The 22,008-nt window shown below is 63.2% G+C and carries 17 protein-coding genes and 1 CRISPR repeat array; of the genes, 8 read left to right on the top strand and 9 right to left on the bottom strand.

Going from position 1 to position 22,008, the window contains the following annotated elements:
- The 9 genes from NYR54_RS00960 to NYR54_RS00920 all read right to left on the bottom strand — a co-directional run bounded on the left by NYR54_RS00960 (nucleotide 1) and on the right by NYR54_RS00920 (nucleotide 7,674).
- The gene (locus NYR54_RS00960) at nucleotides 1-180 is read right to left on the bottom strand and encodes a hypothetical protein (RefSeq protein ID WP_261513514.1); all 180 of its coding nucleotides are present in this window, start codon (nucleotides 178-180) and stop codon (nucleotides 1-3) included.
- Nucleotides 173-445 carry a hypothetical protein gene (locus tag NYR54_RS00955; protein WP_261513513.1) on the bottom strand — a complete coding sequence of 91 codons (273 nt, stop codon included), beginning with the start codon at nucleotides 443-445 and terminating at the stop codon, nucleotides 173-175. Before NYR54_RS00955 ends, NYR54_RS00960 begins: the two co-directional genes overlap by 8 nt.
- Nucleotides 445-1,221 carry a hypothetical protein gene (locus NYR54_RS00950; RefSeq protein ID WP_261513512.1) on the bottom strand — a complete coding sequence of 259 codons (777 nt, stop codon included), beginning with the start codon at nucleotides 1,219-1,221 and terminating at the stop codon, nucleotides 445-447. Before NYR54_RS00950 ends, NYR54_RS00955 begins: the two co-directional genes overlap by 1 nt.
- Before the next feature lie 11 nt (nucleotides 1,222-1,232).
- The gene (locus NYR54_RS00945) at nucleotides 1,233-2,621 is read right to left on the bottom strand and encodes a phage terminase large subunit (protein ID WP_261513510.1); all 1,389 of its coding nucleotides are present in this window, start codon (nucleotides 2,619-2,621) and stop codon (nucleotides 1,233-1,235) included.
- Nucleotides 2,608-3,051, bottom strand: coding sequence for a hypothetical protein (locus NYR54_RS00940; protein ID WP_261513509.1), 444 nt, complete (start codon nucleotides 3,049-3,051; stop codon nucleotides 2,608-2,610). Before NYR54_RS00940 ends, NYR54_RS00945 begins: the two co-directional genes overlap by 14 nt.
- 497 nt (nucleotides 3,052-3,548) lie before the next feature.
- A complete protein-coding gene (locus NYR54_RS00935; protein WP_261513508.1) occupies nucleotides 3,549-5,255 on the bottom strand; it encodes a primase-helicase family protein in 1,707 nt (568 codons plus the stop codon).
- Between the two features lie 66 nt (nucleotides 5,256-5,321).
- A complete protein-coding gene (locus NYR54_RS00930) occupies nucleotides 5,322-5,579 on the bottom strand; it encodes a helix-turn-helix transcriptional regulator (protein WP_261513507.1) in 258 nt (85 codons plus the stop codon).
- A gap of 68 nt (nucleotides 5,580-5,647) precedes the next feature.
- A complete protein-coding gene (locus NYR54_RS00925; RefSeq protein ID WP_261513506.1) occupies nucleotides 5,648-6,409 on the bottom strand; it encodes a hypothetical protein in 762 nt (253 codons plus the stop codon).
- Entirely contained in the window at nucleotides 6,406-7,674 is a 1,269-nt protein-coding gene (locus NYR54_RS00920; RefSeq protein ID WP_261513504.1) for a tyrosine-type recombinase/integrase, read from the bottom strand. The genes NYR54_RS00925 and NYR54_RS00920 overlap by 4 nt, the downstream gene beginning before the upstream one ends.
- 563 nt (nucleotides 7,675-8,237) lie before the next feature.
- Here NYR54_RS00920 and cas3 point away from each other — a divergent pair.
- The 8 genes from cas3 to cas2e all read left to right on the top strand — a co-directional run bounded on the left by cas3 (nucleotide 8,238) and on the right by cas2e (nucleotide 17,092).
- Nucleotides 8,238-10,811: a CRISPR-associated helicase Cas3' gene (gene cas3 / locus NYR54_RS00915; protein ID WP_261513503.1), complete on the top strand. Its 2,574-nt coding sequence runs from the start codon at nucleotides 8,238-8,240 to the stop codon at nucleotides 10,809-10,811.
- A gap of 434 nt (nucleotides 10,812-11,245) precedes the next feature.
- The gene (locus NYR54_RS00910; RefSeq protein WP_261513500.1) at nucleotides 11,246-12,697 is read left to right on the top strand and encodes a hypothetical protein; all 1,452 of its coding nucleotides are present in this window, start codon (nucleotides 11,246-11,248) and stop codon (nucleotides 12,695-12,697) included.
- Nucleotides 12,687-13,217 carry a hypothetical protein gene (locus NYR54_RS00905; RefSeq protein WP_261513498.1) on the top strand — a complete coding sequence of 177 codons (531 nt, stop codon included), beginning with the start codon at nucleotides 12,687-12,689 and terminating at the stop codon, nucleotides 13,215-13,217. Before NYR54_RS00910 ends, NYR54_RS00905 begins: the two co-directional genes overlap by 11 nt.
- The gene (gene cas7e, locus NYR54_RS00900; protein ID WP_261513497.1) at nucleotides 13,214-14,338 is read left to right on the top strand and encodes a type I-E CRISPR-associated protein Cas7/Cse4/CasC; all 1,125 of its coding nucleotides are present in this window, start codon (nucleotides 13,214-13,216) and stop codon (nucleotides 14,336-14,338) included. Before NYR54_RS00905 ends, cas7e begins: the two co-directional genes overlap by 4 nt.
- 48 nt (nucleotides 14,339-14,386) lie before the next feature.
- A complete protein-coding gene (cas5e, locus tag NYR54_RS00895) occupies nucleotides 14,387-15,112 on the top strand; it encodes a type I-E CRISPR-associated protein Cas5/CasD (RefSeq protein WP_261513495.1) in 726 nt (241 codons plus the stop codon).
- Nucleotides 15,109-15,900, top strand: a complete 792-nt coding sequence (gene cas6e / locus NYR54_RS00890; RefSeq protein WP_261513493.1) for a type I-E CRISPR-associated protein Cas6/Cse3/CasE — start codon at nucleotides 15,109-15,111, stop codon at nucleotides 15,898-15,900. Before cas5e ends, cas6e begins: the two co-directional genes overlap by 4 nt.
- Before the next feature lie 2 nt (nucleotides 15,901-15,902).
- A complete protein-coding gene (cas1e, locus tag NYR54_RS00885) occupies nucleotides 15,903-16,790 on the top strand; it encodes a type I-E CRISPR-associated endonuclease Cas1e (protein WP_261513491.1) in 888 nt (295 codons plus the stop codon).
- Entirely contained in the window at nucleotides 16,790-17,092 is a 303-nt protein-coding gene (gene cas2e / locus NYR54_RS00880) for a type I-E CRISPR-associated endoribonuclease Cas2e (protein WP_261513489.1), read from the top strand. Before cas1e ends, cas2e begins: the two co-directional genes overlap by 1 nt.
- Nucleotides 17,093-17,160: 68 nt before the next feature.
- Nucleotides 17,161-22,008: direct repeats of the CRISPR family, unit length 29 nt; unit sequence GGTTCCCCCGCACACGCGGGGATAGTCCC.

The raw sequence follows: 22,008 nt of genomic DNA, 5'->3' as shown, positions 1-22,008 counted from the left end.
TCAGGCTCCGCCACGTTTCCGTGCCTCCTGCAATATTTTGCCCAGCAGGTGGCGGCGTCCAGCCTCCTCCATCTTGGCCTCCTCAACGCGGTGCTCGTGCGAGCGGCGAATGGCTTCAAGGAGGGCCTGCTGCTGGTCTATGCGGCGCTGTTCGGAAGGCTTTAGCTTTCGGTCAGCCATTGCTCCGCTTCCGTAAACGTGCGCGGGCTGCGAGATACCGGGCGATGGATGGTTCCCGGAGCCGTCGCGCCAGAAAGGAGGGCGGCTGGTAGCGGCCGTTGGTAGCTTCGTCCTTCGCAGCGAGGTAAGAGAAAAGGTCACCCGTTTTCAGGCACTCAAGGTCATGCCGGGACGCCTCGAAGTCGCCACGCACGGCAAGCATAGCGCGCTGCTGTGCCGTCGCCTGAATACGCTTCTGCGCTTCCCGATAGGCACGAGACAGCATCACTTTCCCTCCGCGAGCGCCTTGATCTTCTGCTTGGAATGGGCCGCACTCGGAGACGCCATCTCCCGCACCCGTCCGTAGCGCTCGACCACGCGGGAGCCTGCCGCCGCGACGCGGTCCATCATAGCCTCCACCGCTTCCAACTGGGCCGCATCCGTAGGTGCGAACACGTGGGCCGCCCGGTGACGTAACGTCGCCATCTGCTTGTCGGTCATGCCGGACAGGTAAGCCGGTGCATGCAGCACGGCGGCCACCGTGGTCTTGTCGCCGTCCTCCACCGCTTTCATCAGGAACGACATGCGCTTATCGCTGGGCAGCGACTTCACGTGCGCCCAAATCGCACCGGCCACCGCCAAGCCCTCGGGCGTCTTTCGACTAGGTACGTCGAGAGCGTTGGCAACGCGCGTATTGAGCGCCCCATGGTGACGGCTGAGCTCATCGTAACGTCGCTGAACTGCCCCGATCACGCGCTCCTCCGACTTTCCGACGGCCTGCACAAGCTCCTCGATAGCCCCTGCCGACACCTTCGTCGGGCGACCACCAATCATTCGAGTTTCATCGCCCAGGGGGAGGGACTTCACCGCGTCCTCCACCTGGGAGAAGGCGGTGTAGGCCGTGGTAAGGGCCTCGCGAGCGGCGGCCAGTGCCTGCACACCGATTGTGCCTTCTTGATTCAGCACCTTCCCGAAAGGGATAAGGCTGCTCGGGTGCATCGAAACAGGTACATCGGCGCGGATCGGTACGGTCTCAATCGTGTCTTCGAGCCCGGTGGTCATGACAGTTCTCCTCAGTAATCGCCGGTGGTTCGGCCGGACGTGACAATTCGTGTGGGGGAGTTGACGAGGTAGCGGAGCGCGTCGGCGGCGTGATCATTGGCCGACGTGTCCACATCTTCTGGCCGCACATCGTCGCGCGGCAGAAGCGGCAAGGTCTCCATTACGAGGCGGCACCGCTCGCTGATCCAGATGCCCGGAGTGTCCGGGTCGCCATCGCGGGCGGCGCTCATGAGCGACTTGAGCCTGGTCCAGCCGGAAATGCGGTCCTTCGTCGGCTTCTGCAGGTAGAGGCCATGGAACCGGAACTGCTCCAGCAGGGTATCGTTCTGAAGCCCGCGCGCATCGTCTCCCACGCCGTGCGGCCGGATGTTGTGGCGCTCGCATGCGGCCAAAACCTCCTCCGCCAGCATCTGCGGCGGCCATCCCTTACCCAGGGAAGGATCGTCCGAGCGGGCGCTGTGCACCTCGTCCACGACAATCCAGCTATCCTTCGGATAGACGCGGCCAGCCGGGCCAAGGAGCCCCGGCCGCCGTGGGCTGACGGCCAGAACCGCGACCGAAGGTGCGGACCAGCCCCAATCCAGAGCCACGCAGGAATACCAGCCGTGCTCGCGGAGGGGCCCAGGGGGCACACGCCATGAGGAGGTGGGGAGGATAAGGTGGTCGCCCCAAACGTCGCCGAAGAAGGCTCCAGCGAGGTCGTTCCAGTTGTTGTTGAGCCACGCCTCGGACAAGGCGCGGTCACCACCGGCAGACGCGATGATGCTGCGGGCGTAGCGGTCCTGGTCGATAGTCGGATTATCGATGAAGGTGCTGGGTGCGTAGACCCATTCGCTACCGTCGTCCAACGTATAGGGCTTCCACGGCACACGGCCATGCACGTGCATCCGGGCAATGGTCGCGTGCAGCGGGCCACCAGGGTTGCCGAGAATGAGCATGCGCGTGGGAACCCCGGCTGGGCCGCGCAGGTTGGCCCGGAGCATGTTGATGTGCCGGAGCGTGGTGAAGTTCGTGATCTCGTCCACGGCGAGGAGGTTCGCCTCCTGCCCCTGCCACTTCGCCACGTCCTTCTGCGTGGAGAGATTGCCCAGGGTGACCACCGCCCCGTTCGGGCAGCGGATGACGAAGTCGGCGCGATTGGACTGGACGCCACCGGGGAAGGCGGCGGAAAACAGTGCCTCAAGCTCATCCCAAAGGTTGGCGAGCGACTTGTAGGTGGCGCGCAAGATGAGCACGCGGGCCTTGTCCTCGTACTGCACGCAATGGCGGAGGACGATCAGCGCCAGAGCGGTGGTCTTGCCGGAACCACGGCCACCCAGGAGGGCGAGGTTGTAGCGCTCTGGCACGGCGAGGGCCCGCTCCTGCCAGGGCGTGGGCGCGGTGACCTTAGGCGTCGCCATCTGCCGCCTCCTTCACCTCTGCCTCGACCATGCGGACGTAAGCCGCCTCGTCCATTGCACCGGGAAGGTTTATCTGCACGGCGACCTCTGGCCGCTTGGGCTGGGGCGTGTCTGTCCAGCCGAGCCGGGCCTTGGCGAGGAAAATGGCCGCGACCACGTTGCCCTTGCGGGCCGCCTTCAGCAGCAGGTGGGTGACCTCGTCCGCTAGGACGGCCTGACCTCGCTCCACGGCCTCCGCCAGCGCCTCATCCTTCTTGCGCAGGACGTTGAAGGTCTGGTGGTTGATGCCCAGGCGCTTCGCTATGCTGCGGAAGTCCTGTCCCTCACCGGCCAGCTCCTCCACGAGGGCGAGACCGGCTGGGGTGATGCTGACCGGGGCGCTCTTGCCGCGTCCGGCGCGGGCGACGAGGGCTGTGCTCTTGGTGCTCATGGAGGGGAGCATACCCCTCCCTAGGTTGGGGCCACTCGCGCCATTACGCTGCAATTGTTGAGGTTATTGGTTCTGGTGATCGCGCTGGGGGAGCGGAGGGGGAGCTAGTGCAAATTTCCGATGCGGGAGCGGCCGGATCAGCTCTCTTTTTAGGGACTGAATGGGCCGGTTTCGCTGGCGCTCACTCCATGCCCAGGGAGGAGGGGAATGGAAAACAAGTCGGGAGTCTACTTCCGGCCTATATCCGACTTACAACCCGACTTGCCAATTTCCTTGCCAATGCAATCTCTTAGCTCTCTCTAAGTCGGTTAAGTCGGTTAAGTCGGGTTAAAACAGAGCCTACCGAAATCCAGCTGCCCGACCCCACCACGCCCCCTCCTGGGCAATTTGCATACGGAATAGAAACCGCCGACTTACCGACTTCCCGACTTAAAACCGACCTAACCAATTGTTCCGCCAAGGAAAAGCGCAAGTCGGGACGCAAGTCGGGAGCCGACTTAGAATGGCATCTCCTGTTCCGGGTCCCGTTCCATGCCGATCTCGATGGCCCACGTATCGACACCGGACGGCCACCTGACCTGCCGCCCATGGTGGGCCTCCCACCGCTGCCTACAGATGCCGAGGGGCGGAAGCCAGTATCCGCGATACTGGCGACGAGCGCTGCCCTCGCCTAGATACTCGCGGACGCTAGTGGCTCCTTCGCCAGCCAGAACTCGCAACGCATCCCCAAGCGCACGATCGTGTTCGGGCCCAAGGCGGTTCTCCTGCGCCAGCAACCGCGTCGCCACGAAGATCGTGCCTTCCCGCACGTTTGGGAGGAAGGCGGCCGGTGGTTCGCCGTCGCGTAGCATATTATGAATGACCATCTGCGGGCGCGGGAGGCTCATATCCTTCTGGTCCTGAAGACCTGCGGTGATAGGCCGATCCCACATGCGGAACCGCTTCTCTCCGACGGCCTGCCCCCACCACGCTCCGGTCAGCCAGCGAAACAGCGCCCGACGCCCGCCGGAACGCCATTCCTCATGCATGCGTGCGAAGTAATCGCGGTCCTGATTGTGCGGCCCAGCGTTGACGTCGAGCACGAGATTGCGACGGTCGTCCCGTTCGGCCTGAATGACGTGCTCGTCGTTCGACGCCATGATGAGCCGGAACATCTTCGGCGCGACGAAACCATCCACGCCCTTGGGTTCAACGAACAAGTCGGGCCGCGTGATGAGCGTCTTGAGCTTGGCCGCGTGCTTTCGGTTGCCGGCAAAGAACGCCTCATCCGCGAAGATCACGCTCTTGTTCATCAGGTGCTTATTGAAGTTGCCGACCACCTGCTCGGGATCGTCCAGCGTGAGTGCGTGGACGCCGAAGAACTCCATGAACCGTTCGGCCCAGAAGGTCTTGCCGGAGCCCTGCGGGCCCTTGAGCACGATAGCGGTCTCGCATGGGCCAGGGTTCCAGAACGCATCCGCCATCCAGCCGAGAAGGTACCGAAACACCACCTCGTCACTTCCGCACATGTTCTCATACATGTGGTCAAGGAACATGTCGCAATAGCCGGACGGCATCTCCGGCCCGTCAAACGGACCATCCGTGATTGGTACGGCCTCGCCGTCCGGGCCCAGGCGGGTGTCCGCCCAGCCGGGTACAAGCCCGGGAGGCCAGCCGCGCCATAAGTTCAGCACACCCTCCGGCATGTTCTCCGGCTCTATGCCGGGCAAGAACTCTGCGCGGTCGTACCGGCGGGTAAGCGGATGCTGAAGCCAGTGCTTTGCCAGCGGCCTAAGGATGGGCTTACCGTTGTCGTCGTGGCCGACCTGTACCAGCTTTTCAATATGAGCGTTGGCGAACTCCGCGAAGCTCATCGTGACAAGTTCGCCTCGGTCGTCAAACCATCCGACACGCGCCTTGTTGCCGAACTCGCGAATGACGAACTTCGGGCCGATATCGCCATGGCAGAAGTCGCCCCGCCGGGCCTCTATCAAATCATCGAGAAGCTGGAGCTCTTCTTCCGTGAGGCTCTGATGCTCAAGCCACTCCGCGATGTCCGGCTGACGCCCGGCCGCCCTGCACCGCGTGGCGTACGCATCGTAGGTGAGCCTTGCGCGGAGCACCCACGGCTGGGCACTGATGGTCTTGTCGACCTCCTCGGGACCGGGAGGGGCGTCGAAAGTGATTTCGGAGGAGGGAGGGATATTGGATACTTCGGTCGGCATAACAGTCTCCGTTGTGCTCGGTCAGCAGAAACAGGCCCGTGCTCTCCTCCACCAGCGCGGGCCATTTCATGCGGCAACTTTCCGATCTCCCCGCGAGTTGACGGCCTTCCGAGCGCGCCAGCGCCGCCAGTCGATGCCGTCTTCGGCGTTCTCAATCCGCGCCTGCATCCAGGCATCAATTTCGCTCTCGACCCAAACCACCTTCTGCGGGCCCAAGGCGACGGACTGCGGGAACTTTCCCGCCCTCATACGGTCGTATATCTCGGTGCGACAGAGGGAGACCCTGTCCGTCACCTCGCGAATGCTGATGAAACGTTCGGCCACCGCCGTACCTCCAGGCTATTTACTTGCCCGGAGGGTGGCCGATCCCGCAGATTACAACACGGGGACCATTAGGTCAGGAAATCGGGAGAATTGGCGCGAGCTCGGCGCATAGCGTTCTCGACCGTGCCCATCTCATAGAGACGCTTGCCCCTGGCATTGGTCAGTTTCTCCGTCGCAACGAAAACCAGTCGCGCCGCCGCGCTCTTGGGCTCTGTCACCCGGATGCCTCGACTATCCACCACTTCACCAAATTCCACCGTAAATTTCTCGCCCGCTGTGCTCCGCCAAAAATCGCGGAGAACCCCCACAAAGGCTTCGAGGGGAGCGAGGGGCACATTGTTTGCGCCTACACTCTGGCTGATGCCCTTCTTACGGCCGGGTGAAAACTCAATATCAGATGACGCCGAATGGGCTGCCCGATGCATCTCGCCAAGAGATGCATCGAACCGCGCGAGGATAGCATCGAGATAGCTCGACGTTTCGTCATAATCCCCGCCGTTCGAACCAGTTGAATGGGCGTGCCATGCCAGCCCGAGCCGGGTCTCCCCATCCATGTTACGCCACTCAGCTAAGGCGGCGTCGATGTACTTGAAGAAGACATGGTGTCGCTCCCGAGAGCTCTTGAGGTCCTCCAGCCGCTCTGCGTCGGATCTTGCTTCCCGCATGGCTTCGTCATGAGCCCGTTCCGCCGCCCGAAGCGCTTCGAGCAGCGCCGCCTCCTTCCCGAGGAGCGGCGCATTCTGTTGGGCCTCCTCCTCCGTCTGGCCGTTGCGTGGACGGACAGCTAGGATTGCCAGTCGAGCGGCATCCTGTTCGGTGAACCGACTCACTTCACCACCTCCATGACATGCTTGGCATAGGCGGCGAGCGCCTCGCGCTTCTCGTCTAAATATTCGTGCTTGTTGTAAGTCCTCTCCAGCCCGACCTTGGCATGCCCAAGCACCGCTTCGCTGATATCTGGCTTAAATCCCAAGCTGGCCAGCCGGGACTTGCAGGAAACGCGGAAATCATGCACGCGGTAATCGGTCAGTTGCGCTTCCGGGTCCGCCTTGCGCATGGCCTTGAGAACGGCTGCATCCAGCCGGGCCTTGGCCTTTGAGAAGCCTGACACAGGCACCTTCCCGTCCGTCGTGGAGAGCAGGTAATAATCCTTGCCCTCCCAAACTGGCAGCCCCTCAAAGATCGAAAACACCTCGTCCGCCATGGGCACAATATGATCCCGGCCGCCCTTGTAGCGAGCCTTCGGCACCTCCAGCCACCGCTTTTCGGTGTTCACCTCCGAACGCATTGCCGAAGCCCATTCACCACGCCGCTGCCCGGTGAGAATGAGCAGCTTGTACATGGGACCGAAGGGATAGCCCAGGCCATCGGCCGCCTTCCAGATGTATCGCAACTCCTCGTCTGTGAGGGCGCGCCCCGCCTCCTCGTTGGGCCCCAGTTCGTCGCGCTTAAGGCCGTGCACCGGGTTATCCACGATGATCTCGCGATCTACGGCCCAGTTGAACAACCGGGAGAGGTGCTTCTTGACCTCGCGTGCAGTGCCAACCTTGCCCTCCGCTATGAGCGCGTCCAGCACCTCATGTACGTGGGCGCGGCGGATGTCCCGGAGGGGCTTGTCCTTCCAATGGGGCTCCACGTGCAGCTTCAGGACGCGCTCCACATTCTTCCATGCCTGCACGTTGGGCTTGATCCGATCGATGAAGCGCTTTCGGACTGCTTCGAAGGTGTTGGTGTGTCGGATAAGGTTTTCCTCGCGTCGCTCGCCGCGCGGGTCCCGTCCCTCGGACGCGGCCTGCATGAGGTCGCGAGCCTGCTGCCGGGCATCCTTCAGCTCGATCGGCGGGGTGGTGCCCAGGGTGATTCGATGCTGTCGGCCGACGAGAAGACGGCCGTTCGGGCTGACACCGCCCTCGCCGGGCACCTTATAGATGACGCTGAACGACTTCACGCCGCGCGGGGTGACCCGAAGGAGGAGCCCAGGGCACGCCTCGTCTTCTATCTCCATGCGGCCGCTCGGCGGCGCGAGCTTTGGATCGTACTTCAGCCGCTCGATCCACTGCGGATTGAAGGTCTTTCGGTTCTTGCTCTTGGCCATAGGCATCTCCTGGGGGAGCAGCGGGGGAGCGAGAAGTCCCCGTTTCCGCGCAAACTAGCTCGAACTAGCTCTGCGCCATTTCCCCAGCAGAAGCAACAGCTTATACTCTCACATGTTTACAAGTCCGCACTTGCGCGGTATGGTCACCCTGCAATTGCCAAGGTTGGGGTCGAGGGTTCGAATCCCTTCGCCCGCTCCATGTTTCTCAACGAAATCAATCTTTTAGTAGGCGCGAGAAGCGGCTCCTCCTGCCTTTTGCTCCGGGGAGCGGGTTTTTACGGACCAGCGGTGCCGCCTGGCAGGCGGGGCGGCAATTGGGTGGCCAGCTGCGGGCATCTTGCGCCTCCAGTCCATTAAACGGCACGCCGCCCCTCCTATTCAACGCGCAATCACCTTCATTCAAAGCGGAATCACCTCTAAAAGATGTGCAGAAAAGAGCGCCTGCAACCTACCGTATTGCCAAGGTGGAAAAATCCCGTTTAATTTTATCACGCGGCGCTGATTCGTCTTTGGGTTGAGGCTGAGGGCAACGGCCTCATTCGATTTTGTGTTGAGCTGGGGGGATGGGGAGCTCAAATCGCCCGCCTTGGGGGAAGACGGACGGAAATCTGATCCATCATCTCGCACATCACTGTGCGGATGTGACGGCCTGTTTCGAGGCCTTGGCCGAGCTACCGGTGATCAGGGGCCGGATGGAGCGGGCGGCGGGCAGAGCCTTATCAACTCTCGATATAGCGCGTCTCGCCGTCATCACCTTCCTTCATGACTGCGGCAAGCTGCACCCCGGCTTTCAGGCCAAAGGGTGGCCTGAAGGATGGTGGTGGGATTTCCATCAGGGACATGTGGAGGCGGGAGCGGCAATCTTCATGAGAAACCGGCCGGACCGCGATGGCCAGATCGCCCGGAACCTGCACATCGAACACCTCCTCCGGTGGGCTAGCAGCGATCTTCTGGCCGCCGCATTCGCGCATCATGGCCGCCCCTTCAATGTGGAACCGGGTGCCGCAAAACGATGGGATGCAGTGCCGGAGGCGGGATATGATCCGCTTGCCGCCTCGGCGGAACTTGGCGCCATCATGAAAAAGTGGTTTGGCTTGGCCTTCACCGAAAGCGGCACGCGGCTGCCTGATTGCCCGGATTTTGCGCATCTGTTCTGCGGCCTTGTTTCGCTGGCGGATTGGCTGGGCTCGACCCGGTCAATTTTTCCCTTCGTGGCTGTGCTCGATCCCTTCTACATGGACAAAGCGCGTGAAAAGGCCCGCGAAGCGGTGCGCGGAATCGGGCTCGATACGCGGCACTGGCAGGCCGCCGTTGCCGGGCGGGCAGAGTTTGAGGCGATTGCGCCAGGGCGCATGCCCAGGCCCGCTCAACGCCTTATCGGCGAGTGGCCGCTCGATGACCAGCTCATCATCCTCGAAGCGGAGACAGGCTCCGGAAAAACGGAGGCCGCCTTATGGCGCTTTGCCCGCCTCTTCGAGGCCGGGAAGGTGGACAGTCTCTATTTCGCGCTGCCGACCCGCGCGGCGGCCAAGCAAATTCATGGGCGGGTGAACGAGGCTATAAAGCGCCTGTTCGGGGAACGGGCACCAGAGGCGATTCTTGCCGTCCCGGGCTATCTCAGGGCCGGAGAGGCGCAAGGGCAGGCTCTGCCGCACTTTGAGGTGCTGTGGGAGGATGAGCCCGACGAGGCCAAAAGGCTCGCCCGCTGGGCGGCGGAAAACGCGAAGCGCTATCTTGCTGCGCCCATCGCGGTTGGCACGGTGGATCAGGCCATGCTTGCCGCATTGACGGTAAAGCATGCGCATCTGCGCAGCGCGGCGCTTTCACGGTCGCTCCTGATCATCGACGAAGTGCATGCCTCCGACCGGTACATGACGGAGGTACAGAATCATCTGCTGAAGACCCATCTGGGGCGCGGCGGTTATGCCATGCTGATGTCCGCCACTCTGGGTTCGCAGGCGCGCAGCATCTGGCTGGCCCGCAACCGGAGGGAAAGAGCCGCGCCGCCGCTGGCTCAGGCTCTGGCCGCGCCCTATCCGGCGGCCTGGAGCAGGGATGGCTGCCGCGTGCCCGAGGGACCGGCCGCCCGCGAAAAGCGCGTCCGGATGGAACTCGTGAACTCCTGGGCTGCGGATATGGCCGCCACGCGCGCCATAGAAGCAGCGCGGAAGGGCGCGAAGGTGCTCGTCATCCGCAACACGGTGAAGGCGGCGCGCGAAACGTTCGAGGCCGTGCTGCAGGCCGGCGCCGAAGATTGTTTATGGAAAGTGGCGAAAGGGCCGGCGCTGCATCATTCCCGCTTTGCGGCGGAGGACCGGGCTCTCCTCGACATGGAAGTGGAAGCGGCCCTTTCCCCGCAAGCGGATATACGCCCCCATCGCGGCGTGATCGTCATCGGCACGCAGACATTGGAGCAGTCTCTCGATATCTGCGCGGACTTCCTGATCACCGATCTTTGCCCCGTGGACGTGCTCCTGCAGCGGATCGGGCGACTGCACCGCCATGCCCTGCCCCGTCCCGAAGGGTTCGAGGCGCCGCAATGTGTCGTCCTTTCGCCCGAGGGTGGCCTGGAGCGCTTTACGGCCCCCAGCTTCGAGAACGGCCTTGGCGGCTGGGAAGACAGGGCGCTGCGCACATTGCAGGGCGTTTACACGAATCTGCATGCCTGCGAGCTGACGCGACGGCTCGCGGCGGAAAAGGAAGAGTGGATCATTCCGCAGATGAATCGTGCGCTCGTGGAACTGGCCACGCATGAGGAGGCTATCGAGAGGCTGAATGCGGAGCTCGGCGAGCGGTGGTCCGCCTATTGGAACACCCATTACGGCAACGCCGTGGGGATGGCTCAGGCAGCCAGGATGGTATGCCTGCCGGTGAACGAGCCTTTTTCGGAGCTCCGTTTTCCCGACCTTGAAGAGAAGATTCGCACGCGGCTCGGCGAAGAGGGCGCGATGATACGCTTTGCCGGCAAAGTACGCAGCCCCTTCGGTCTCGAGATCGAGAGCATCACGCTTCCGGCGCATTGGAGAGGGGTAGAATCAACAGACGCCCTGCCCGTGGAGCAGGCGGAAAATGCACTTCGATTCCGCGTGGGGGATAGTGAATTTACTTACGATAGGGGCGGGCTTTCCAGACTATGAGACTTTATAAGTGGCAGGTTCTTGAAAACCCCAGTGGCGATAGCTATTTTGGAGCCCATCGATAAACATCTATGGGAGTTATCACATGAAGATTCGCGCTTTCTTCAATTCTGAGATCATTGCTGCTATTGGAGGAGGAGTTGCGGCATCGACCAGAGTGACGGCTGGTTTCGCATTGGATGCCGGCGCTGACGCCCCAAAACAATCAATTGGGGATAGCCCGCTGCCACTTATGATGTCCCATCATAGTGAAGCAGTTCCCCCGCCGCTAATGCGGGGAAAGTACGACTTGCCGGGGGAGAAGGATGCATAATCTTCTTTCCCGGCCATTCATTCATACAATGCCTCTTGGGCGGCTAACTCTCCCCGGCGTTCTCGCCGCCCTTGCGCGTGATGAAGTGAAGAGTTTTCCGGCGCTCCGGCCTCATCAGGGCATGTTCTGGCACATGTTCCTCGTGCAGCTTGCAGCGCTCGCTCTGCATAAGGCGGGGCGTGCTGAAATTCCGGAGGGGGAAGCACAATGGACGGAGCTCCTGCGGGGGCTCACGCCCGGCTTTCCGGGCGACGAGCCATGGCGCCTCGTGGTGGAGGACTGGTCGAAACCCGCCTTCATGCAGCCGCCAGTGCCGGATGGAGTGGAACTGAAGAGCGGTGTCGCCACGCCCGACGAGCTCGATCTGCCGATCACCTCGAAGAACCATGACCTTAAACGGCAGGTAGCACGCAGCTCTGAGCCGGAAGACTGGCTGTTCGCGCTGATCAGTCTGCAAACAGGAGAAGGCTTTGGCGGCGCCGGCAATTACGGCATCGCCCGCATGAATGGAGGCAACTCCTCCCGGCCGATGCTGACCCTGGCACCCATGCCGGAAAAGAGCCTCAGGATTTTGGCACCACGGCCCGGGGCATGGTTTCTCCGCGATGTGCGATTTCTGCTTGCGGCACGGGACCGGCTGCTGGAGCAAATCGATGACTATCCAGATGAAGGAGGCCTTGGTCTTGTCTGGCTGAAGCCTTGGCCCGAGGGAGAACAGCTCCAGCTCAAAGAGCTCGATATCCTGTTCATTGAAATTTGCCGTCGCATCCGCCTTGCGGACCGTGATGGCCGCATCGAGGGCGTCAGGGGCACGTCCCGCGCCACGCGCATTGACGCTGCTCATTGCAGGGGCGCGGTTGGCGACCCGTGGGTGCCTGTCCATGCCGGGGACAGAAAGAGTCTCACACTGGGCGAGAACGGCGATTTTCAATACTCGCGGCTGATCGACCTGCTGTTTTCAGGCAATTGGCACCTGCCGCTTCTCGCCGGGCGCGCACCGTTTGAGACGGATGAGGTGCCTTTGGCCATCGTGGCCCAGGCGCTGGCACGCGGAAACTCGAAGACAGGAGGCTTCAAGAGCCGAATCGTTCCCATCAGCAGCCGCAGGGCCCTTTGGGGCTGGGACACGGACGCGCGGGGGATTCTTCATACTCTCGCGACTGCGCAGGCGGAAACGATCAGGAGATTTGATCAGGCTCTCGCCTACTCGCTCGTACTTGTCATCGCTGGCGGCGAGCGGGAGAAGATTACACGCGAAAGCTATACATTGACGCAGGCTGCCCGCTCTCATCTCGATCGCTACGCGGATTCCATCTTCTTCGACTTCCTGTGGCGGCGTTTTGACGCCGAGGAGATGGAAGAAGACGCACGGAAAAGCGTCGAAACGGAGTTCGCCGAAAAACTCTGGGAACGGACGCAGGCGATCTTCGATCAATTCCTGCCCGTCATGCCATGCCCCACGCTCTTTCGCCACCGGGCCGAGGTCCGGGCGCGGCGGGCTCTGCGCTCCGCTGTACGCAAGAATTATCCCGAACTCTTTGAAAACAGGGAGGCTCATCGGAATGCCGCCTGAAGATGCCGTAACGCAGGCCACATCCCTCGGCCCGAAAGTGGCGTCTCTTGCCGCCAAGATGCTTGAGCTCGATCCGGGCGCCCTTGCCCGCCTCAGGCGCATGGATGTCTGCGGACCCGGAGAATTGGAGTTCTGGAAACTGGTCACCGCTGTTGATCTGCCTGGTGACGGCAAAACGCTGCGTCTCGTTAAAATCCTGGCGACATTGGCGCCAAAGGGGGAGTCCGCGTCCCGGCGCTCGTTCCATGATTTCGAGCGGCCGCTTGGCGCAGCGCTTTGTGATGCAGGCCTTTCGGAAGCTCGCCTCGCGCGGTTTCTTGCGCTGCCCGTTCAGCAGCGGGGAGAGGCACTGGAGCGGTGGGCACGCTTCCTGGCCGCGCAGAATACCGGTGCACTTAATTGCGCTGACTTCGCTTACCTCCTGTTTTCCAGCGACGTGAGGCCCGTACGTAGGCTTGCCGAAGCCTATTACCGCCAGCTTGACCGGAAGAAAGCTCAAGAAGAAGGGGAATCCGAATGACCACCGCCCGCTTCCTGCAAATCCACACATTGCATTCCTATACGGCCGCGCTGCTCAATCGGGACGACACCGGTCAGGCCAAGCGGCTGACCTATAACGGGGTAAACCGCACACGCGTTTCTTCACAATGCCTCAAGCGCCATTGGCGCATGGCGACGGACGATCCCCATTCGCTCGACAAGCTGGCGGGCTTCGTAAACTCCTTCCGCTCTCGTGAGCTGGTTACAGAACTAGTCATCAGGCCGTTGCGCGGTCGGTATGCCGACGAAATTGTCGATGCGCTGGAGCCCGCCTTTCAGAATCTCGTCTACGGCAAGGAGGCGCACAAGGGCAAGAAGAGCCGCCAAACGCTGCTTCTGGGGCAACCTGAGCTTGAGTGGCTGGCAAAGCGCGCAGAGGAGATCGCGGCCTCCGTCAGGGACGGAAGCGAGGCGGAAAAGGCGGTAGCCGAATGGGCCAAGAGCCAGAATTTCAAGGCGATGAGCGAGAATGCCAGTCTGCCGGGCGGCCTCATCGCAGCTCTGTTTGGCCGCATGGTGACTTCCGATCCGGCTGCTAATATCGACGCGCCGGTGCATGTGGCACACGCATTTACGGTTCACGCCGCCGAAGCGGATCAAGACTACTTCACCGCGGTGGACGATCTGAAGCGCGATGAGGACGACAGCGGCGCCGACACCATACAGGAGACCGAACTCACCTGCGGCCTCTTCTACGGCTATGTCGTGATCGATCTTCCCGGCCTCATCAGCAACTGCGGTAAGGACAAGGAGCTGGCGGCCTGTGTGGTGCACAATCTGGTGCATCTCATTGCCGAGGTCTCCCCCGGCGCCAAGCTTGGCTCGACGGCGCCCTATGGCCGTGCTGACCTGATGCTGATCGAAGCGGGAGACCGCCAGCCACGTTCTCTCGCCACCGCCTATCAGAAGCCGGTCCGCAACGATTTTGCCGAAGCGCGCGATGCCCTGCAGAAGCGGCTGGGCGAGCTCGATGCCGCCTATGAGACGGGAGAAATGCGCGCTCATCTTTGCACGAGCGGCGAGCTCACCGGCATCGAGAAAATGTCGCTCGGTAGGCTTGCCCGCTGGGCAGCGGAGCGGGTGGCGGAAGCGCCGGCATGATGAAGCGCTTCCCGGACAACCCGCGCTTGCGATGGCAGGAAGGTGCCTATGGCTGAACACCGCTGGCTCATCATACACCTGGAAGCGCCCCTGATGGCCTTCGGTGGCGTGACCATCGATGCCATCGGCGTGATACGCGATTTTCCCGCGACATCCATGCTGACGGGGCTTTTCGCCAACGCACTGGGCTGGCGCCGGACGGAATGGGAAAAGCACCAATGTCTGCAGGACCGGCTTGTTTTCGCAGCCCGGCGCGACCGGGAAAACCCTGCAGGCGTCCTGACGGATGTTCAGAACGCGCAACTCAAAAACGATGACAAGGGATGGACTACGTGGGGGCAACCTGAAGGCAGAGCCGGCGGGCTGAACACTTTTTCGGCACCGCACCGCCGCAGGCGGGACTATCACATGGATGCCGCTGTCACCATCGCTCTGCGCCTTGAGCCTGAGCATGAATCGCCCAATATCGAGGCACTTGCGGAAGCGCTTGACCGGCCGGCACGGCCCCTTTTCATCGGACGCAAGCCCTGCCTGCCTTCCTGCCGGCTGAACGGCGGATTCGTAACGGCGCCAACCGCCTATGCCGCACTGAAGTGCATTCCGTGCAAGGGGGCGGCACGCGCGCTCTGGCCCCTCGGCGAAGGGCCGCAGGAGGGCGCGGAGGTTCATCGCATCATCGATCTGCCCGATATCCGCAACTGGCGCACGGGCCTGCACGGCGGCGTGCGAAAGGTGGTGGAAGGGACTGTGACGGCAGAAAGGCCCGGCCCATGAGCACGCTTTTCATGATCAGCCTACCGCTTGACCTAGGCGATTTCCGGCGCTGGGCAGCCTTGCGCTCCGTCGCGCTCGATGAGGGGCGCGCCCTGCATCATCTGCTTAGCGAAACCTTCGGCAAGGGCGCACTCCAGCCCTTCCGTCTCATGGTGGCGCGCGGGGCGCGAAGGGGGATGCTCTATGCCTACACCCGCCAGGACGCGGAAAGCCTGCGCCAGATGGCGCGGGAGGTGGGGATGCCGGAAGCGGTGGCCGTGGCTGACCCGGCGCGGATCAAAGCCAAAGAGATGCCCCCTACATGGCGGGAGGGCCGTCACCTTGCCTTCGATGTGCGCATCCGCCCCGTCCGCCGCCTGAACAGCCCGCTAGAGGGCTGGAGCCGAGAGGAACAGCGCCGGCAGCTCAAAGGCCAACAGGGAAAAGGCGCCTTCAGGAAGGGAAGCGAGGTGGACGCCTTTCTTGTCGCGCGCCTGCGGCGATATCCCGAAGGCATGCCCGATGAAGAGCCGGACAATGCAGGCCTGACGCGCGAGGCCATTTATCGCGACTGGCTGGCCGAGCGCCTTGGCGGCGCGGCGGAGCTCTGCGCGGACAAGACGCGTCTGGCCCATTTCGAGCGTACAATCATCGAGCGCAATGGGCGCATCGAGGGCCCGGACGCCACCCTCCATGGCGAACTAACGATTACCGACGGTGCAGCCTTTGCCGATCTGCTTGCCTCCGGCCTCGGCCGCCACACGGCCTATGGCTACGGCATGCTGCTGCTGCGGCCGGCAGGGAGATAGCCATGCTGATCGGCCGGCTGGGGCTTGAGAAGGCACGCATCCCCCATGCCGACCGCCATGGTCTCGTCTGGCTCGACAGAGGCCGGCTGGAGGTTGAGGACGGGTGCCTGCGCTTCGTCACTGCCGGCGGAGGAGAGCTGCCTGCGGGCGATTATCAAATTCCGCATCAGTCCCTTTCCATCGTGCTCTTAGGGCCCGGATCCAGCGTCACGCATGATGCGCTCCGGCTTCTGGCACGGCATGGCTGCGCGCTGGCGACAATCGGCGAGGGCGCAGTCCGCTTTTACACCGCCCCGCCGCTGATGCCGGACACATCCGCGTTGGCGCGCGAGCAGGTGCGCCTGTGGGCGGATCCCGCCAAGCGCATGGAAGTGGCGCGCGCCATGTATGCCATCCGCTTCGACGAGATTGTGCGGACCCGCGACATCGAGGTGCTGCGTGGCCAGGAAGGCGCCCGCATCAAGCGCAGCTATCAGCTCATGGCCGAACGTTATGGCGTTCCCTGGCGCGGGCGCAATTATGATCGGGAGAACCCGAACTCGGGCGACCTGCCCAATCAGGCCATCAACCACGCCGCGAGCGCCATGCGGGCGGCGGCTGCCGTGGCCGTTGCCAGCGTGGGGGCCATTCCGCAGCTAGGCTTCATCCATGAGGATTCCGGCCAGTCCTTCGTCCTCGACATCGCGGATCTTTACCGCCACGACGTGACGCTGGACATCGCCTTCGGCGCGGCCAAGGAAGCCATGAAGACAGGAGAGCCCGTCGAGCGCCTAACCCGCCGGCGCGCGGCGCTGCTCTTCCGCCAGCGAGGGGTGATCCCCTCGATGATCGACCGGATCAAGATGCTCGTGGGCCCGGAAGGCGAAACGAAAGCGGACGTGGCCGGCTGATGCCTATGGTGGTTGTCATCACACGAGATGTCGAACCGCGCTACCGGGGCTTCCTAGGCTCCACCATGCTGGAGCTTGCCGCAGGTGTCTATGCCCATCCACGCATGAGCGCCGGCGTGCGCACCCGAATCTGGGAAGTGCTGTCGGACTGGCACCTTCAGCTGGGCCAGGGAAGCATCGTCATGACGTGGGCGGACAGCAGCGCCAATGGCGGACTTGGCCTTTTGACGCTGGGCGAGCCGCCCAAGCAGATCATCGCGCATGACGCGATGCTTCTGGTGCGCCGTGCGCTGCGCAGCTGAAAGAGCCGTCCGAAGCTCTTCCATGTTCTTTGACATTGTGTATATGAAACAATGGATTAAGCGGCAGAGGTTCCCCCGCACACGCGGGGATAGTCCCATGCTCCGGGATCACCCGGGTAAGGTGACGGTGGTTCCCCCGCACACGCGGGGATAGTCCCAAAAATTGCGAGCCGACTATCTCAGCGCCCTGGGTTCCCCCGCACACGCGGGGATAGTCCCAGATTTGTCGGTCTGCCGTGGCAGAGCGGCGGGGTTCCCCCGCACACGCGGGGATAGTCCCTCGAATGCTGCCACGTCGATACCTGCCTGCCGGGTTCCCCCGCACACGCGGGGATAGTCCCAATACGTTGGGTAGCGGGAGCAAAGTTTACACGGTTCCCCCGCACACGCGGGGATAGTCCCCTGGCTCACTGGCAGTCGTCGAGCGACCAGCGGGTTCCCCCGCACACGCGGGGATAGTCCCTCTGCGCTGGCGAGCTGGTCGACGCGTGCTGGGGTTCCCCCGCACACGCGGGGATAGTCCCGATGCAGCGTGTAGCATACTACAAAGGATGCTGGTTCCCCCGCACACGCGGGGATAGTCCCTGTCAGATCAAGTTCCCGAATGGCGTGACCTGGGTTCCCCCGCACACGCGGGGATAGTCCCCGCTTCGGGCCGGTCGGCGTGATCTTCGGCGGGGTTCCCCCGCACACGCGGGGATAGTCCCTTAAGGGCAGGGTTACAGCTGCCCTCGCCCGGGGTTCCCCCGCACACGCGGGGATAGTCCCTAAGGGCGGCCATGGCTCTGGGTTCCACATCGGGTTCCCCCGCACACGCGGGGATAGTCCCACCGAATCCGATCTAAGTCTGAAGCAGTGCACGGTTCCCCCGCACACGCGGGGATAGTCCCAAGTCCTACCTCGTGCAGGAGCGAATCTTACAGGTTCCCCCGCACACGCGGGGATAGTCCCACGAAATATGCGTAAACTTCCGAATCTTCGTCGGTTCCCCCGCACACGCGGGGATAGTCCCGTGGCAGGAAGACCGTCTTGAGGATCGAGAGGGGTTCCCCCGCACACGCGGGGATAGTCCTTGATCGCGGAATCGGCGAATGTAGTCGATCCGGGTTCCCCCGCACACGCGGGGATAGTCCCGTCGGCCACACAAAATCTTCGCAAATTTCAACGGTTCCCCCGCACACGCGGGGATAGTCCCCCGATCATGGAAAATTACACGCCGAAACGCCTGGTTCCCCCGCACACGCGGGGATAGTCCTTGCTCACCCAGTTCAAGGTCCACCAGCCGCAGGGTTCCCCCGCACACGCGGGGATAGTCCCAGCCTGAGAGCGGTTCCGTCACGGCCAAGCCAGGTTCCCCCGCACACGCGGGGATAGTCCCAAAACACGACACCGACCATCAAGTATGAAACCGGTTCCCCCGCACACGCGGGGATAGTCCCGGGCTTACCCCCGGCCGGCCGACACCACAGCAGGTTCCCCCGCACACGCGGGGATAGTCCCGGCGACGGTCAAGTGTCGCGCTCCTACGGATAGGTTCCCCCGCACACGCGGGGATAGTCCCGAGCAGCCTGCGCTGGATTCCTCGTAAGCAGGGGTTCCCCCGCACACGCGGGGATAGTCCGGCATCCGGCAGAAGTTCCCAAGCGGCGACCACGGTTCCCCCGCACACGCGGGGATAGTCCCTTCGAGGCGCTTGCGTCGGTCGAGCGTATCGAGGTTCCCCCGCACACGCGGGGATAGTCCCGCGGCATGGGAGATGTTGGCGAATGCCGAAACGGTTCCCCCGCACACGCGGGGATAGTCCCCGCGCCAAGCCGCCGCCGAGGCATGGCCACGGGGTTCCCCCGCACACGCGGGGATAGTCCCGACCTTGCGGGGCAGATCAGCTCGACAATTGTGGTTCCCCCGCACACGCGGGGATAGTCCACGTTCCCGAAGTTTCACATCTACTCGGATGAGGGTTCCCCCGCACACGCGGGGATAGTCCCCTCAATCGCATCAAGCGCGCTGCTGATGCTCGGGTTCCCCCGCACACGCGGGGATAGTCCCTGGCATGAGCCGCGCCCCTGTGCCGTCACAGCGGTTCCCCCGCACACGCGGGGATAGTCCCTTGAGAGACGGGGAGAGGATCTGTCCGACCTGGGTTCCCCCGCACACGCGGGGATAGTCCTCGTACATTTAGTACTTGACTCGTAATCGTACAGGTTCCCCCGCACACGCGGGGATAGTCCCTCATCGCCAGAAAATGCTCATTATCGTAGCACGGTTCCCCCGCACACGCGGGGATAGTCCCTGGAAGTAATGGTGGCGGAGCTATGCCCAAAAGGTTCCCCCGCACACGCGGGGATAGTCCCAGCGGCTTTGCCGGACGCCACTCGAGCCATGTGGTTCCCCCGCACACGCGGGGATAGTCCGGGCGAATCCGTCGAGCTTGCTGGCAACCCATTGGTTCCCCCGCACACGCGGGGATAGTCCCTCTGGCGAGGTTGTTCCTCACGCAGCCCCTGGGGTTCCCCCGCACACGCGGGGATAGTCCCGAATGGGATAATGCCATTTGGGACGAGAGCTTGGTTCCCCCGCACACGCGGGGATAGTCCCCGCCCGTGCCGGTTTGTCCGATGCAGATCGCCGGTTCCCCCGCACACGCGGGGATAGTCCCAAAGACCGCACGCGCGGCCGCGAATGGGACAGGGTTCCCCCGCACACGCGGGGATAGTCCCCGCGCCACGGCCTCCCGCGATTGCGTGACAGAGGTTCCCCCGCACACGCGGGGATAGTCCTCACAATCTTCACGCCGGCCGCTTCTGCCCGCGGGTTCCCCCGCACACGCGGGGATAGTCCCCTAGCACATGGGCGGCGCGCGCCAAATCAAGCGGTTCCCCCGCACACGCGGGGATAGTCCCTGTGGGTCAAAGGGGGCACTCAGAGGCTTCGAGGTTCCCCCGCACACGCGGGGATAGTCCCCCTTTTGTTGTTGACTGTTGGATTATGCGAAAGGTTCCCCCGCACACGCGGGGATAGTCCCGGTTGAGGAGGGGATCCGCGCGAACGAATACCGGTTCCCCCGCACACGCGGGGATAGTCCCGCTGGACTCGCCCGCAAGGCTACTTTGGCGCAGGTTCCCCCGCACACGCGGGGATAGTCCCCACATTCGAGCGCCTGAGGGAGATCATGGACAGGTTCCCCCGCACACGCGGGGATAGTCCCGGCACGGGATCGGCCTTTGACGAAAACACAGTGGTTCCCCCGCACACGCGGGGATAGTCCCGATGGTTTCCCAAGAAGAATACGACCGAGACCGGTTCCCCCGCACACGCGGGGATAGTCCCGAATGCGACAAGAAGGGCAGCAATGGCGCTGCGGTTCCCCCGCACACGCGGGGATAGTCCCTCGACAGGCTGCAGCTTCTGCAGTTCGGCAAAGGTTCCCCCGCACACGCGGGGATAGTCCCACCCATGTCACGCACGGTCTTCGCCGGGCGCGGGTTCCCCCGCACACGCGGGGATAGTCCCGCGTCAGCGGCCTTCTATGGCCGAAATAGAGGGGTTCCCCCGCACACGCGGGGATAGTCCTTATCAAGTAGCTCTCGCTAGTGCTGCGGCCGAGGTTCCCCCGCACACGCGGGGATAGTCCCCAGCACCAGCTTGCCGTTCTCGATTACGGGATGGTTCCCCCGCACACGCGGGGATAGTCCCCATATCGCAAGCTTCATTGACGGTTTCGGCATGGTTCCCCCGCACACGCGGGGATAGTCCCGTGTACTCCCTGACGTATGCGTACACAAGTATGGTTCCCCCGCACACGCGGGGATAGTCCGCCTTCCGGGTTTTGGTCTTGGCTTGTCCGGCCGGTTCCCCCGCACACGCGGGGATAGTCCCCAGTCCGCCGCGTTGTAATGCTCGTCGTACTCGGTTCCCCCGCACACGCGGGGATAGTCCCGGTGAAGTTTCGCGTCTTGAATTCCCAAATCAGGTTCCCCCGCACACGCGGGGATAGTCCCCATCTTGACGGCGGAAAGTTCCGGGAGGTCGTGGTTCCCCCGCACACGCGGGGATAGTCCCCAAAGCAGACGAGACGCCAGAGTTCAAAACTTGGTTCCCCCGCACACGCGGGGATAGTCCCCGGTCTTCCCCTTGCTCTTGTTAAGAGCCTGAGGTTCCCCCGCACACGCGGGGATAGTCCCACGCCGGCGGCGCGGCCCCCGGCCGGTCGCCGGGTTCCCCCGCACACGCGGGGATAGTCCCGCCGTTTGCCAGCGCGGCGTTTAGCGCCAGTAGGTTCCCCCGCACACGCGGGGATAGTCCCTGACGCATCTGATCGACAGAGCCGCAAAAGCGGGTTCCCCCGCACACGCGGGGATAGTCCCCGGAGAAGCCATCACGCCGACTGTGACGCCAAGGTTCCCCCGCACACGCGGGGATAGTCCCATATCGAATATGGCCGCAGCTTCGCAAGGGGCGGTTCCCCCGCACACGCGGGGATAGTCCCTGGAAGTAATGGTGGTGGGGCTATGCCCAAAAGGTTCCCCCGCACACGCGGGGATAGTCCCGTCAATCCCAAAAAGCGCTGCTACTTCGAGGCGGTTCCCCCGCACACGCGGGGATAGTCCTTGCAGAGAAGTTCCTTGCTGAGAAGTACGGCTGGTTCCCCCGCACACGCGGGGATAGTCCCCGTGGCCATTACATCATGGGCGGTTGCCTCGCGGTTCCCCCGCACACGCGGGGATAGTCCCAATCACCCGCATACTTCGTGGCGAACGTTCTCGGTTCCCCCGCACACGCGGGGATAGTCCGACGAAAAGAGGCCGCCGATGGCGCCGAAAGCCGGTTCCCCCGCACACGCGGGGATAGTCCCGTTCTTCTCGGTGGCGCCCGCCGCTTGGAATGGGTTCCCCCGCACACGCGGGGATAGTCCC

Origin of the sequence: Chelativorans petroleitrophicus, assembly GCF_025398195.1 — a bacterium.
GTDB classification, from domain to species: domain Bacteria; phylum Pseudomonadota; class Alphaproteobacteria; order Rhizobiales; family Rhizobiaceae; genus Chelativorans; species Chelativorans petroleitrophicus.
Note: the sequence above shows the minus strand (reverse complement) of the source record. Positions and strands in the feature narration are given on the sequence as shown.

Bases quoted from the DNA above. Each gene is read 5' to 3' on its own strand.
- NYR54_RS00960 (WP_261513514.1), bottom strand. From the start codon at position 180: ATGGCTGACCGAAAGCTAAAGCCTTCCGAACAGCGCCGCATAGACCAG.
- NYR54_RS00955 (WP_261513513.1), bottom strand. From the start codon at position 445: ATGCTGTCTCGTGCCTATCGGGAAGCGCAGAAGCGTATTCAGGCGACG.
- NYR54_RS00950 (WP_261513512.1), bottom strand. From the start codon at position 1,221: ATGACCACCGGGCTCGAAGACACGATTGAGACCGTACCGATCCGCGCC.
- NYR54_RS00945 (WP_261513510.1), bottom strand. From the start codon at position 2,621: ATGGCGACGCCTAAGGTCACCGCGCCCACGCCCTGGCAGGAGCGGGCC.
- NYR54_RS00940 (WP_261513509.1), bottom strand. From the start codon at position 3,051: ATGAGCACCAAGAGCACAGCCCTCGTCGCCCGCGCCGGACGCGGCAAG.
- NYR54_RS00935 (WP_261513508.1), bottom strand. From the start codon at position 5,255: ATGCCGACCGAAGTATCCAATATCCCTCCCTCCTCCGAAATCACTTTC.
- NYR54_RS00920 (WP_261513504.1), bottom strand. From the start codon at position 7,674: ATGGCCAAGAGCAAGAACCGAAAGACCTTCAATCCGCAGTGGATCGAG.
- cas3 (WP_261513503.1), top strand. From the start codon at position 8,238: ATGGGGAGCTCAAATCGCCCGCCTTGGGGGAAGACGGACGGAAATCTG.
- NYR54_RS00910 (WP_261513500.1), top strand. From the start codon at position 11,246: ATGTTCTGGCACATGTTCCTCGTGCAGCTTGCAGCGCTCGCTCTGCAT.
- NYR54_RS00905 (WP_261513498.1), top strand. From the start codon at position 12,687: ATGCCGCCTGAAGATGCCGTAACGCAGGCCACATCCCTCGGCCCGAAA.
- cas7e (WP_261513497.1), top strand. From the start codon at position 13,214: ATGACCACCGCCCGCTTCCTGCAAATCCACACATTGCATTCCTATACG.
- cas5e (WP_261513495.1), top strand. From the start codon at position 14,387: ATGGCTGAACACCGCTGGCTCATCATACACCTGGAAGCGCCCCTGATG.
- cas6e (WP_261513493.1), top strand. From the start codon at position 15,109: ATGAGCACGCTTTTCATGATCAGCCTACCGCTTGACCTAGGCGATTTC.
- cas1e (WP_261513491.1), top strand. From the start codon at position 15,903: ATGCTGATCGGCCGGCTGGGGCTTGAGAAGGCACGCATCCCCCATGCC.
- cas2e (WP_261513489.1), top strand. From the start codon at position 16,790: ATGCCTATGGTGGTTGTCATCACACGAGATGTCGAACCGCGCTACCGG.